We start from the raw sequence: 675 nt of genomic DNA on the forward strand, positions 1-675 counted from the left end.
ACACCAAGGACCTTGCGTTCGTGAACCCGACCGCGCCGGGCTCGCTCGGACAGCAGCGGCAGCAGGCGGCGATCAACATCCAGATCAAGGTCGGTGCCAACAACCTCTCCGAGAACGAGTACGAGGTGATCCTCTCGATCGAGGGCAAGGCCGAGACCGGCGGCAAGGTGATGTTCAGCTTCGACCTCGCCTATGCCGGCGTCTTCCGGATCGTGAACGTACCGAAGGAGAACCTGCACCCGCTGGTCATGATCGAGTGCCCGCGGCTGCTGTTCCCGTTCGCCCGCGAGATCGTCGCGACCTCGGTGCGCGACGGTGGCTTCCCGCCCTTGCTGCCCGACCCCGTCGACTTCGTCGGTCTCTACCGTCAGAACATGGAACGGCAGGCCGCCGCCCAGGCCGCATCCGGCGCAAAGCCGAGCTGATCGGGTACCCCACCCCCGTCATTGCGAGCGCAGCGAAGCAATCCATCTCACCGCCTGCTGGACCACGGATTGCTTCGTCGCTTCGCTCCTCGCAATGACGGTGTCATTTGATGGAGTGAACGATGCGTCGAATCCTGTTGGCTGTTTTGGCCGCGTTTGTGACGCTGGTCGGCCCTGCACACGCGGAAACCTGGCCCGCGCACCCGATCACCATCGTGGTGCCGTTCGCTGCCGGCGGTCCGTCGGATGC

Annotated in this window: 1 protein-coding gene; it reads left to right on the forward strand. The window is 64.7% G+C overall.

The features are described from left to right. On the forward strand, nt 1-425 hold a 425-nt coding region (gene secB, locus NS334_RS16385; RefSeq protein ID WP_058756979.1), incomplete at its 5' end, for a protein-export chaperone SecB. Between the last annotated feature and the right edge of the window lie 250 nt (nt 426-675).

It is taken from the genome of Sphingomonas endophytica (genome assembly GCF_001476895.1).
GTDB lineage: Bacteria > Pseudomonadota > Alphaproteobacteria > Sphingomonadales > Sphingomonadaceae > Sphingomonas > Sphingomonas endophytica_A.